Genomic DNA, 14186 nt, shown 5'->3' on the forward strand with positions numbered 1-14186 from the left:
GTTATTTTTGATTTAAAGGTTGGAGCGGGTTGCCCATATTGCCATCTTCTACAATTGATATAAAACCCAGCAGCGCTCCCCAATGATAAAACTTATCGCTGTTTGGAACATCATCTCCTTCGCCGTTTTCGGCATTGTAATTTTCGTAAATGTACCTGTGGCTCGACCATGATTTTAACAATAATTCCTTCGATTTATTTACAATGTCTTTTCTTGCCTGCGGTAAATTATAATTTCTGATGCCGAGATAAACCAAAAAATTTAATGGTGCCCATATTCTTCCTCGCCAATACGTATTGTCTTTATAAGCCGTATCATTTCGCGGCGAAGATGGCAAAATCCATTTGCCCCAAAATTCTTTTGGATTGTAAAAATGTTCGTCCATCATTCTTTGCGACTGATGTGGGGTAGCTACTTTAGCTAACATCGGGTAAAAAAGCGTTGGTGATAAACGATAACTAAACTGTCCGTTTTCTAAGTTTTTGTTTAAAAACAACCCAAAAGGCTCGCTCCATAAAGTCTTCAACGATTTGGTATATTTTTCTGCACGATGATTTAGTTCCGCCACAACATCTGGCTTGTTCAGTTCTTTTGCAATATCTGCTAGCGCATGGCAATCTGCAATATAGGTGCTCATCAGACCTACATCTGCTAATTTTTGAAGTTTGCTAATACTATCATAAGGCGCACTATCATACATGGTAGAGTTATCCATGCCAGATTCCCATTTTGGCGCTTCCTTGTTTACAAGGTCTGAGCCCCAAACCAAATATCCGCCCACATCCCTTTTTTTAGGCCACCATCTATTCCACGAAAGCAATTTATCAAACACATATTCCAGCAACCATTTTTCTTTATACTTTTTGTAAATTTCTTTTATTACAATGGATCCCACCGGCGGTTGAGAACGGTCATTTGTTTTACCAAGGCCTGCGGCATAATTGGGGATAAATCCGCTATCAGTTATTTCATTGGTAATGGCGATGGCGTTTGCGTAAGCCAGATTTTTATTATCCAAAGCAAACATCCACGAGGCAAAATAAGTATCCCAGTCAAATATTACCCAACCCTTTGCGTCTACGCTCCAAATGCGGCTTACAGGAGCAATTACCCTGTCGTGTGTTGGCTCGTAAATTACATCCCATGCCAATACGTTTTGCATAGGTTTGTACAATTCCTCGTCTTTTGCATAATTTTTATAAGTGAGCAACAATTTATTTCTCGCCTGCGCAATGGTTGCTTTAATCTCATCAATCGTTTGTTTTTTGTCAATGCTAATTCCCACAATTTTATCGAGCGATGCTTCTTGGAAAATGGAATCTTTACGTGCAACAGACTTTATAAAATTGTTACCATAAATCTTAAAATTACCAGAAGATATATCAGCAGCAAAACCATCGGTCGTTTTAACTATTTTACCTTTTCTGCCCCATAACATTTCTGGGCGCACAATAACCTGATTCAATTTATTTTTATTTATGGGCGTAATTAAAATTGCTTCATCATTTCCATTTGCTGCACTTTCTATTTTTAAGTTAATTCCTTTCCATTCTATTGTTAATTCTGTGTATGAGCCGTCATAACTATGCAGCCCTGGCCTTATTGTTTCTACATTTTCACCTCTACGGCCTATTAACGATTCTTTTAAAACATTACCCGACTGGCCATCTTTCAATTCGAGGTTTAGAGCCAATCCATCTGGTAAAAAAACGTGCGACAAAACACTTCTTGTGTTCCATGTATTCCATCCAACTGCCAATTCAGCTTTTAACTTGGCGTATTCTTGCGCAGGATTTTGCTCTTGCGCATAACTATGCAGCGCAAAAATTGATAGGATTATGGTTGATAAAACTTTTATTTTCATTGGGGATGAGGTTGAGGTTGAGGTTGGTTTAATAATCTGTCCAAGTGATGAGTCCGGCGTCAATAAATTGATCAACACCGTCTTTATGGCAATGAACTGCAATTACATTTAATTGATTATTCTTGATGGCTTGTTTAGCTGCGCCGCTTATTTTTTGCAACGAATATTTATTGGCACCCGCCATATCACAAGCTTTCACCCCGTTAATGTATATTTCAACATCGGCATTATGGCTTACCGTAAGTACTAGGTTCTCTAATTCCGCAGCAGAAAAATTCCCAAATCTTATTTTTTTTCGAAGCCAAATTTCCTCTGAACTCCATGGGCTATTACCAGCCTTTCCAAAGCCGCTTAATCCACTTTTCCATAAGCTGTCATCAAAAGAAATTTTATTCCATTTTGCAGAAGGCTTGTTAAAAGAATATTTCCATTCTATTGCTTTAATTTGTTGGGAAGGCAAAATTACTTTGGCTCTTGCTTTGCCTCTAACCGGCAAAATCCTACCTCCGTTTTCTAATTGAAATTTTACAAGTGTAGGCGTAATATAAATGTTTGAAATATCATCTGTGCCAAACATAGTTCCCCAAATTTGCCCTCGCTTATCTATAAATAAGCTGCTATGCCCACCATGGCGCAAGGCAAGCCAACTATTGGTATAAGGACCATAGATATTATCGGCTACTGCAATATTTAGATCATAAGTGTTTTTGCCCATGTCTTCATTGCTTTTTGCTGAATACAAATAATATTTATTGTTTAATTTAAGTATTCCAGAACCTTCAAAGCCCACGGTCTGTCCATTGTAAGTTTTCAAAGCCCGAAAAGGCTCTGTAAAACCCGTCATACTATCATTCATTAAGGCGATGAGGCAATGATTTCTAAGAAAATAAACTTTGCCATTTTCTTCAAATAAAGAGCCGTCTATCCCTTCTGTAATTGGGCCATCTACCACATCTTTATAAGGGCCTTCTGGTTTACCAGAAACACTTCTCATTAAACCTGTTCTTATTCCCTGTGGCGCAAATGTGCCCATGCTATACACCATGTACCAATTTTTCATTTTATTGATGTAATGAATTTCGGGCGCCCAGAGCGGCCTCCTACCTTTTTCGTCATACGCTTTTTGCCAAGTTCCATCTTTTTCAATACTCCAAACTAAACCGACATGACTCCAGTTTTTAAGATCGGTTGATTTCCAAAGATGCAAACCATCGTTATGGTCCCAAGCATTTTTATGCGAAATAGTCCCGTCGAGATAACAACTTGTATGTACCATGTAGTAAACACCGTCTGGACCCAAGGTAACTTCGGGGTCGCGGCCAATAACGTTGGTCATTATACGAACCGGCGGCAACTCGGCACCTTCGGGTATGAATGCTATTGAAGGAATGAGTTGATGTGGCTGATTTTTATGCTGCCAGAAGAGTTTGCAAACCGTAGCATGGGTACTAGACAGACTTGTTCGAAATCGGTATTGAACCCCTTTTGTTAAACTAATGACTCCAGATGATTTTGCGGAAGAAGATGGCAAAGTTTGATTGATAATTAGGCTGTCATTTACCCATAACTTATAATCGCCACTGGTTTCTATTTCAAAGGTATAAAGCCCAGAATATTCGGGGACGATATAGCCTAACCATTCGACCGACAAACCATTGCCAGTTATTTTTTTATCGGGACTTTGATGAATCCAATTAAAATTTATGGCGGTATCACGGCGTTTTAAAACAGAATCTTTAAAGCCTGCTTGATTGTAATAAGTTGCCTGTAAACCTTTTTGATCGAAGGATTGTGCCATTCCTGTTATACTAAAAAAAGTACAGTACAAAAACAATATTGTTTTTAGAATGATGGACTCCGTATATTCCAACGCGGGTATTTTTTTCATCTTTTTAATTGGTATTATAATGGTAATCAAATCTCCTTTCGGGCGCTGAATCGCCGTTGGTAAAAAATTCATTAATATCATTCAGCTTTTGAATATTATCTGCCCAATGAAAATTTATTTCAATATTTTTTTTATCTAATTTTATTGCATTCAGCGAAACCTTTATCTCCATCTCATTTTTACTAAAATTGAAAGGCATATCTGTTACCGTGTACCATTTGCCGCTGGCCCATTTCTTCAGTGTTGTTGTATTCTTGTTTTTAATTTCTGAATTAATCAAATAATCATAGCCTTCCCATCCTGTTTTTTTATTGTTATCCGCATCAATAAATAGCATCATCCAATTTTTGTCTTTGTAAGAAGAAATTGGGGCGGCTGTTTTTACATAAAAGTATAAGGAGGTATTATCGCGGGCAACGCGAGATTCGATAATGTCGTTTCTTCCTGTATTATTTGTATAGTGTAATCCTGCACGCGCCCCGTCAAAATCGCGATGTTCTGTATCGCCAACAAAGTCTTTATAAATCGGTGTTACGTTTTCCCATTGGGAAAAATTTCCATCGACTTTAATTGTTTTCTTTTTGGAGACGGTTTGGGGAGGCAGCATGCCCTTATATTTTCGCATTCGTGAAACAAACTGGTAATAAAAATTATCTGTGTATCCGTTTTTCATTGGTTCAATATCGCGGTTAAATTCATCATTAAATTCATCCACGAAATACATATCGCCCTCATGCATTTTTCTCCCTTGAAACTTAAAATCCTTTTCAGCGGCAAGCTCTTTACTGGTCGGCCATGCGCCCGCTTTCCATTCATTCCACCCTGTAACTAACAAAATGGGTGCTTTTACAGAATCTGCACGGTTCCATTGCTCTCGAAAATAAGTTCCTGTTCCGGTTTCTTTTGCCAGCCAATATTTATCAAACTTAGGGGTATAGTTTATCCCGCAGCTTGAACATTTACCCTGATAATCCCATAGCGGTGCACCCAAAGATTTTGACACCACAAATTGTTCTATTTTTCCTACCGAGTCCAACGCCGCTCTTTGCGGATGGGTATCCATAAAACGCCATTGACCGCCAGCTTTTTGTCCGTCGAAGAGCGCCCAAGTTGGTCGCCATGTGAAATAATTTTCGATTTCGTTTCTTTCGCCCGAATCTTTTATTTGTTGTGCGTCGAGCAGTGGAGACATCAATAATGGCTTTCCCTGCCACCGAAACCATATATCATCATATTTACCAGATTTATAAAATTTTTCATAAAGCGCCTTTACTTTCCAGCCATATTCCGAATTTAGAAATGGAACAACATATGGCGCTCTGGTGCCTTCTTGTCTTAATTTGTGAATAGTATTTAAAAGTTCTTCAAGTTCTGTTTCGTAAATGGAACCATTGGTAAAATCTAAAAAAATAAAGTCTATACCGGCAGTGGCGAAAAGCCTGAGGTGCTTTTTCATAACCCATGGATCGGCCGAGAGATAGTACCCATTTTCCGGTTCGTTCCAATAATAATCTTCCATTCGCCAATCTGTTTTTCCAGGGTTATTCGCTAAAATCTCCGTTACATTAATAGAATCTGGGTTGGTTGCAGAGCTTCTCAAGTTATCATGCCACAACCAATAAAATAAGCCAACGTATAAGTCTGGTTTTGGCGGTCCCGTTTCTTTATATCCTGGTAATGTCCTTCCTAAGGCATCTGTCGCTGTAAGGTCTGAATTGGAAATAGCAATCTGTTTTGAATTTTGGGCATATAAGTTAACAGTTGCAATCAAAAAAAGGATAAAGCAAGCAAAAAATTTAAAGCTCATATTTTACTTATTAGAAAGTTTTATACAAAAAGGACTTGCTGGTAAATTTGCTGCATTAAATAAAGAAACTTTAGGGTTATCGCCCCAGGCATACCTTACCGCTACAGGATTTTTTATGGTGGGATTTGAAACGATTACTTTATCATTATCTATATATGCTTCCGCATTTACAAAATTATTAGGAGCAGAAACATCTGCAATAGTGAATCCCAAAAGAAGGTTACCACTTTTACTTACAAGTCGGCTTGCTTCATCATCAAAGCTCAAAACCGCTTTATTTCCACTTACTTTCATATTGCTAATTGTTGGCCCGCTGAAAACTAAGTTTCTTCGATAGTTTTTTGCCAATGCCCAAAGGGCAAGCCTTGACCCAACACTACCTTTACCAGAAGGATGAAGATTGGTAGAATCTCCAATATCTATGGTTACCACGAGGCCTGTGTGTTTTGTGTTTTTTGCCACATTAAGTTGTGCCTGCCGAATTACAGCCCATTGAATATCGCCTGATGGGTCTTTATAATTGGGAAGCTGAACGATGTAAAAAGGCAGGTTTTCGTTATTCCAATTTGAACGCCATGTATGAATCAGGTCGGTAAGCAAAAATTTATATTCTGAAGCACGTTGTTGCACAGGCCTTTTGGAATTATCGGGTAAAGTGTTCGACTCGCCTTGGTACCACACAACACCTTTCAATGGAAAAGGTATAATCGGGTTTACCACATTGCTATAAAATTCTGCAGGACGATGGTTAAACGGAATTGAATTATCGTTACGGTGTGAGTTCCAATACTGGTAAAGTGAATCTAATTCAGGATCGTTTTGGATTACATTTTCAGGCATCCAGGATTCGGCTCGGGTATCTCCGCAAGCCATCAATATAATTCCAATGGGAATTTTTTCTGTTGTCTGAATTTTTTTCGCAAAATAATATGCAACCGCAGAAAAATTTGAGGCCTGCTTTCCAACCGCGGTTATCCATTTAGAATGTTCTCTGTTTTCAGGATTTTGCACACCATCAGGCATCTTACACCGATACTCGCGAATGTTTGGATTATCAAGAGATGCTATTTCCGATGAACCATTTTTGTCGGCAGCCAAAATAAAATTCATATTAGATTGGCCAGCACAGAGCCAAACGTCTCCTATCAATATATCTTTAAAAGAAATGGCATTTTTGTTTTGGTCAACTATTTTAAGTTTATAAGGCCCTCCGGCTTTCATGGCGGGTAATTTTATTTTCCAATTTCCATCTGTATCAGAAAATGTGCTGTTATACTGTCCATTTAAAATTGCCGTAACCTTTAAATTTGCTTTACATTTTCCCCAAAAAACCAAAGGTTGATTACGCTGTAAAATCATGCTATCGCAGAAAATAGCAGGCATACTCAGTGTGTAGGTTTTTATTCCGGGTTTATTTTTTTCAAAAGAATAACGCTTCCCAAATAAGGAAAGAAAAAGTATTGTTGCTAAAGAAAAAAAAGTACTTGGGGTAAAAAAATATTTCATGTGTACTTAAAGAGTTTGAATTATTCGCAAATAGACAATAGTCTTCTTAAAGTGTCAAAGACTTGAAGGCTTCCTTTAACGTGTGCGGTCCTTTTACTATTCTCCAGTCTCCTACGCCACTTCCCGAATGCGATTAAGTTAGGCGAATCGTTTGTCAGTCTGAGCCTGTCGAAGAACATAAAAAAGTCTAAAAACTAACAAAATCACTATCCTTCGACAAACTCAAAATGACATTATTTGTTAGTTTTTCCGTAATTTAAGCATTGCCATTCCCAAAACGCAACTATAACAACTTAATTTAAAGCAGTATAGAAGCGTATTGGGATTATTTCTTTTTTTTTGTGATGTGGTAACGAAGGGTAGTCCTGCCCTCACCTATTTAAATAGCAGCGTTTTCCAATAATGTAAATAACAAAAATTGATTTCACACCTACCACCCTGGATTTTGCGCGAATGCTGGCATTACCGAAATTTCGCTTAATGGTATAGGCCAAATCAAAAATTTATCTGCGTAAGATTTTCGCCTGTCAACCACAATTCTGCTATTTGTAAAACTAGCACCATTCTTTACCCATTTCATGCCAGTTGTTAATTGATCTGTTTTATCAAGAATTTTCCAGCGGCGTACATCCCAAAACCGAAGTTCTTCGAATGCAAACTCCACTCTACGCTCGTTATGAATACGGTTGCGAAGCTGATTTTGGTTTAATCCGGATAGTGGCGGCATGTTTACACTTGGCCTTGCTCTTACCGTATTAACTCCAGAATAGGCGATATCTGTAGGGCCGTTAGCTTCGTTTTCTGCTTCTGCAAGATTTAGATAAAGCTCGGCCATACGCCATTTTTTGAATCTTGCACCGCTTGATTGCGCTTCTACCAAGTCTCCGTTTACAAATTTGTGCAAATAGTATCCATTATTGGTATAATGCCTGTCGCTAGCCAACAAACCATCCGCTCCTCCAACATAAGATTGAAGATAATATGGGCCTCCATTGATGTTGCCATAATAACCGCCATTGTAAAAGACTGTTGCGTAAAACCGGGGGTCACGATTAACGTAAGGGTTACTATCGCTATAATTTGAGGCGGCATTAATGATAGGATGTAAATGATTGTCATCGCTGTAGCCAGTTATGGGCACGGTACCGTCGGCCATTTCATAAGAATCTACGAGTTCTTGCGACGGCGATGGGCCAGCTTTATAAGCACGTATACTTGGGGAACCCGCAAAAAATTGCCATTGAGATATATTGCCATTATTTTTCATTTCCAGAAGTGTTTCTTTATCTACGGGATCGGAGCCAAGATCAGGAGTAGTGATAAAATATTTTCCATAATCGGCAACTAGGCCGTAGTTGGCATGAGTAGTGAGATCTGTAATGGCTTGTTGAGCCGCCGTAGCTGCAGCCTGCCATTTGGTTTTATCATTTGTAGGATTCCATAACGGGCTCGCATTGAACAATAAAGCTTCTGATTTTATAGCATAAGCAACCGCTTTGGTAAACCTCGATCTATCGGGTTCGCCGGTGGTAATGCGGTATGGTAAATTTGGCTCTGCAATGGCCTCATCACAGTCTTTAACTATAAATTTTACACAGTCATCAAACGAGGATCTTTTAAGGGTTTTATAATCAAACGATAACGGAAAAGCCTCTGTCTCTACTGGCATCCCACCGTATCGCTGTATCAAATCCCAATAGTAAAAAGCCCTTAATACCTTAGCCTCAGCTTTCCAACGGGCCTTATCAGAAGGATTCGTTACGTTTGCATCATCGATATGAGATAGGAATACGTTACATTTACGAATGCCGCTCCAATCATTTCCATAATAATTGCCATTCCAGCCTCCGCTCTCCAGTGGGTTGGTAGTTGGAGTTAAAGAACCATTATACCAGGCAGTAGCAGCAAGATTTTCCGTTGGATCATCGTTGTCATGGGCCTCATCAGAAAAACCTGCAAGCATGGTATGAAAAAAATAATGGCCACCATATTCCTGTAGGTATCCATAGGCCGAATTTAAATATGCTGCAGTTTGGTTGTTGTCTTTAAACACATCGCCTACAGATATTCTCCCATTTGGGGTAATGTCTAAAGGGTCTTTTTTACATCCCGAACTGAATAGGACAATAAGAAAAAATATAGAAAGTAGTTGTTTCATTTCATTAAATTTTTGAGGTAAAAGAATTAAAAAACAATGTTTACACCAAGGTTATATATTTTGTAAATAGGATAGGTAAGCGGGCCAGGACTCTCGGGGTCATATCCCTTATTTATCATCTTATCCCAAGTAAACAAATTGAATCCATTGGCATACACCCGTACTTTTTTTGCACCAATTTTTTGTACTAGTTGAACTGGAAGGTTATAACCTAGCTCCACGTTTTTCAACCGCAAATAAGAGGTATTTTCCAGCCAGTAATCACTGGGATATGCTTGACTAGAAGAGTTGGAGGCGCTTAGTGCCGGGTAACTAATTGGTGAACCGTTTGCAGCGCGTTCTGGCGTCCAAGCATTTAAATGTCTATCAGAAAAAAAACCGCTACCATAATTCTCCCAAACTCCCCACCCTCTAAAATCTTGTGTAACGTTAGCTACGCCCTGGAAGAGCATAGAAAGATCGAAGTTCTTATAATTAACTCCAACGGTTGCTCCAAAAGAATATTGAGGAACGTTAGAATATCCAATTGGGCCGAAATCTCTTTGATCAATAATCCCATCTCCGGTTAGGTCTTTAAATTTAAGGTCGCCGGGTCTTGGAGCCCTTCCTGCAAAAGTAAGGTTAGAGTGGTCAATTTCATCCTGGCTGTTCCAGAATCCATCTGATATTAAACCAAAAAACTGGCCAACGGGGTTACCTGTGCTGTAGTATTGGTAGGCATAATCGGGTGTTCTTTTAGGCTCATCTACAAATTCGAGTTTATTCTTAGAGTAGTTGAAATTAAGCTTTCCCAACAGCGATAGATTTCTATTTACAGACTTATTATAATCGAGCTCGATTTCATACCCTTGGTTTACAAGACGCCCAATGTTTTGAGGTGGTAATGCGCTATTTGGCAAACCGTTTAATTGAGGCACCGTTCCACGGTTGATCAGCATATTATTATTGATCGATTTGTATATGTCAACAGTGAGGTTAAGTTGATTAAACAAACCCAGTTCTAGACCTATGTTAGACTTTTTAGAAGTTTCCCAAGTTAGTAATGGATTGCCCACGTAAGCTTCGTTTACAACATTGCCATTAATACCTAGGGTACCACCTCCGCCAACCCAGCCACCTCCTTGTATAATGGTATTATCCAAATATAAAAACCTGTTATTGTTGATCCTGTCATTACCAACTTCCCCGTAGGAGCCTCTTATTTTCAACAGGCTGATTGCAGAGATATTTTTCATAAAATTCTCTCCAGAAATTAACCAACCTGCAGAAACAGAAGGGAAAAACCCATATCTACGCCCTTTTGCAAATTGTTCTGAGCCATTGTAACCCATATTAAATTCTGCAAAATACTTATTCTCATATCCGTAGGTAATACGAGAAGAAAGCCCCCTCAAATTAAAAGGTAACGGAAAATCTGTAGAGCTTGGGTTATCGCCTTGTTGTGGCTTGATGGTTTTATCCTGCTGCCCTAAAATTAAACCGGTAAAAGTGTGTTTACCAAATGTGCGGCTATAATTAATAAACAACTGTAAATTAGAGTAGGTTTGGAAGGTGGTATTTACAGATGGATTTAACGTAGAATTTTGATTGCCATTAGCCGGCACATACACGGTACTATCCTGTCCGCCACTACCGGGAACAATTGCCTGGTTCCATTGAGAATACGATTGTGATTCTGTAAGGTCATGTATGGCCTTGGTATCAAAAGAGATCATGAACCTGGCAGAGAGGCCAGGAGTAATAAACTTTAGGTCCTGTTCCATTCCAAAAGACGAAAGAATGTTGCTTCTGGTTTCCTGAACATAGCCAGAACGGTTAATATCTCCATAAGGTGAATTATTATTTTTGTAGACCAGCACTCTTCCATCTGGTGTTAAAGGCCCTGGGGTAATGGGCGGAGTGTTAAAAATATCCACAAGAGCATTGATAGCATTTCCAAATCCCAGACCTGCGTTACTACCTGCGGGGCTATTTACATTCTCTACGTAGCCTCCAAGATTTAAAAACGTTTTAAGGGTTTTAGATTTATTAAGATATACATCAATATTTGAACGAAAATTATACCTTTTTAAATAAGAAGAAGGATCGTAGTCTGTTTGCTCTACTTTCCATTGGCCGCCTTGGTCTAAATAACCAGCATTTATAAAGTAGTTAACATACTCGGTACCACCAGATAAATTTAAGTTATAGCGTTGTTGACCGACATACTGGCGCATCAACATTTTCTGATAGTTATTATTTGGATAATGAGTAGGATCATCTTGTAACCTAAAATGATCCAGAGCAGCCTGAGAAAATTCAAGAGGATTGCCATCGTTTGTATTTTCTTGATTTCTAAGCGTTGCCCATTCAAAGGAACTTAAAATATTGGGAAGCCGAGTAAATTCTTGTGCACCGGTTTCTGCAGAAAAACTAATTTCTGGCTTATTTGTCTTTCCTCTTCTTGTTGTAACCAAAATAACACCGTTTGCGCCACGTACGCCAAACATTGCGGTAGAGGAAGCATCTTTAAGAATGGTTACACTTTCTACTTCATTTGGATCAATGTACGTCAAATCTCTCGGCACACCATCTACCAAAATTACCGGGGTTTGGCCGTTAATGGTTCCCTGCCCCCGCAAATATAAGGATACGGCATCTTTGCCCGGCTCCCCAGATGATTGAATCGCTGTTAAGCCCGGCAGCCTACCAGCCAATGAAGCCGCCAAGTTTGCGGCAGGGCTTTGTTTCAATTCCTTAGTGCCAATAGAAGCAATAGCGCCAGTAACGGTTGCTTTCTTCTGCTTTCCATAAGCCACCACCACTACTTGATCTAGGTTTTGGTTATTAAAATCGAGTGAGACGTTTATTACAGTTTGGTTACCTACGGCAACTTCTTTTTTCTCAAACCCAATACTGCTAAACACTAAAACCGCTGCCTTATTTACTGTGATTGTATAAGCTCCAGACTTATTTGTAGCAACACCCTTGTTAGTTCCTTTTGCTGTAACATTTACTGCTGCAATTGGCGAATTTTCTGAAGATGTTACTACCCCGCTAACCGTAATGGTCTGCTGCCCATAAACCACCGCAAAAGAAAACATGATTGAGCTAAACAATAATAGGATTTTTCGATATTGATGGTATTTTAATTTTTTACTCATATCAATTAGTTTTTTAGGTTTCTTTAGTTATGGTATAATATCTAGAGGAGTGGAAAAAACACTGCTCTAGATTATTTTACAATCATCAATTTTTATGGTTTAAATTCATTCGTTGGTACAGGATAATAGTCCCACGCTCCTTTTACATATTTACTGGCAGGATTGAATGACGATGCTCCGACCTTAGGCAACTTGGCAGCCATTTGGTGAAGTCTTTGTTCGGCAATTCCCCAACGGCGAAGGTTTTCATAACGCCAGTCTTCTCCTGCAAGTTCAACCCTCGATTCATGCTGAACGGCCAAGCGCATATCCGTTTGCGACAGCCCGGGGCTAATCATCGGCAATTCGCCGGTTACTATTGTTTTTTGATAAATACGGCGTGGGTCTTTTGCTAGACTGTGATTAGCTCTTGTTCTTACCTCATTTAAATAAGTCGCTGCTTCTGCCGTGTGGCCCGTTTCGTTTAAACACTCGGCATAACAAATAACAGCGTCTGCAAAGCGCAGCCATTTTACATTAAGATCTTCTCCCGTAAGGCCTGCGTTATTAATTTGGCCAGTTCTTTCGTTGCCATTTCTTAGGTATTTATAATTGGGATACCATTCGTTATTTTTGCCTGGCCAAACCCACCCAGCATAAGATTTATCTGAATTATCTTTTATGTCATAATGCAAGGTATTTGTTGCTTTATCAACTTTTACATTCTTTATAAAAAATCTGCCTGTGGAATTATGAAGCATCGTGTCGCCGGGGATGGTTACATAAAACACGTCTCCAGGTTCTAGCATGGTGTAGGTAAATCGCTTGTCAATAATTTTTCCACTGCCATCTTTTTCAAATTCGTCATAAAGATCCGCAGTAAAACATTCCCTTGCACCAAAACCCTCGTACATATCTGGCTGTTCAAACACCTGTAAAAAATTTCCAGGCGCACCAACTTCAAGACTAATGCCTGCTCCAGGTGGGTAGTACATTTCATTTACTTCGAAAATGGACTCTTTGCTTTGATCGTGCGCTTTGTCATATACATCGCCGTAATTTGAAAGTAGGTCCAAGTCATAGTCTCCCCTTTTTGCTTTCGGTACAAAATCAGCTAACACATCTGACGCTTTTTGCCAATTTTCGGTTTTCTTAATGGGATAACCTGCAAGCTGCATATAGGTTTTAGCCAGTAAAAACTTGGAGGCCGATTGGCTGAAACGCCCTTTATTGGCGGCGTCCCAGCTTTTAGGCAAATTGGGTGTAGCTTCTGTAAGATCTTTGATTACTTGGGCATATATTTCCTCGGCATTAGAGAATTTAACTTTGTAATATTCTTCAATTGGCAACACTTCTGTAATTACCGGGCATTTTCCCCATCGGGTTGCCACCATGTAATACATCATTGCCCTTATCGTTTTACACTCGGCAGTTAGTTCATCTTTATCGGTCTGCGCAATTGGCGATTCCGCAATTTTTTGGATGGTATAGTTACATAAATAAATACCCTGGAAACAATATTTCCATCCCCATAAAAACTGAACATTATCAGGAGAGAAATTATACCAAACAGTAAAGTCATCGGTATTTGTTCTCAGTAAATCATCGCCTGCATAATCATTTAAAGCATGGCGAATAAACAAATAGATTGGCCCAAGATGTACTGTTCTATTGTAACATTGCATAACAGCCCCTTTGCATTGGTCTGTTGTTTGGTAAAAGTTTTTATCTGTAACAACGGCGTAAGGTGCTGAATCTAGAAAAGATTTTTTGCACGAACCTGTCAACAATATTATCGAACATGCTAGGCCGATAAATTTTAAATAAGTTATTTTTTTCAT

General features: G+C 39.1%; 7 protein-coding genes. All 7 read right to left on the reverse strand.

Going from position 1 to position 14186, the window contains the following annotated elements; all coding sequences use genetic code 11:
* Position 1: 1 nt before the first annotated feature.
* Positions 2-1864, reverse strand: a complete 1863-nt coding sequence (locus ABIB40_RS13130) for an MGH1-like glycoside hydrolase domain-containing protein (RefSeq protein WP_354359789.1) — start codon at positions 1862-1864, stop codon at positions 2-4.
* Positions 1865-1892: 28 nt separating this feature from the next.
* Positions 1893-3824, reverse strand: a complete 1932-nt coding sequence (locus ABIB40_RS13135; RefSeq protein WP_354359791.1) for a family 43 glycosylhydrolase — start codon at positions 3822-3824, stop codon at positions 1893-1895.
* Complete coding sequence (locus ABIB40_RS13140; RefSeq protein WP_354359793.1) at positions 3757-5559, reverse strand: hypothetical protein; 1803 nt, start codon at positions 5557-5559, stop codon at positions 3757-3759. The genes ABIB40_RS13135 and ABIB40_RS13140 overlap by 68 nt, the downstream gene beginning before the upstream one ends.
* 3 nt (positions 5560-5562) lie before the next feature.
* Complete coding sequence (locus ABIB40_RS13145; RefSeq protein ID WP_354359795.1) at positions 5563-7065, reverse strand: sialate O-acetylesterase; 1503 nt, start codon at positions 7063-7065, stop codon at positions 5563-5565.
* A 430-nt stretch (positions 7066-7495) separates the two neighbouring features.
* Positions 7496-9223: a RagB/SusD family nutrient uptake outer membrane protein gene (locus ABIB40_RS13150; protein WP_354359797.1), complete on the reverse strand. Its 1728-nt coding sequence runs from the start codon at positions 9221-9223 to the stop codon at positions 7496-7498.
* A 26-nt stretch (positions 9224-9249) separates the two neighbouring features.
* Positions 9250-12366, reverse strand: coding sequence for a SusC/RagA family TonB-linked outer membrane protein (locus ABIB40_RS13155; protein ID WP_354359799.1), 3117 nt, complete (start codon positions 12364-12366; stop codon positions 9250-9252).
* Positions 12367-12458: 92 nt separating this feature from the next.
* Positions 12459-14186 (reverse strand): RagB/SusD family nutrient uptake outer membrane protein, encoded by a 1728-nt coding sequence (locus tag ABIB40_RS13160; protein WP_354359801.1) that lies wholly within the window; start codon positions 14184-14186, stop codon positions 12459-12461.

Source organism: Pedobacter sp. UYP30, assembly GCF_040547165.1.
Taxonomy (GTDB): domain Bacteria; phylum Bacteroidota; class Bacteroidia; order Sphingobacteriales; family Sphingobacteriaceae; genus Pedobacter.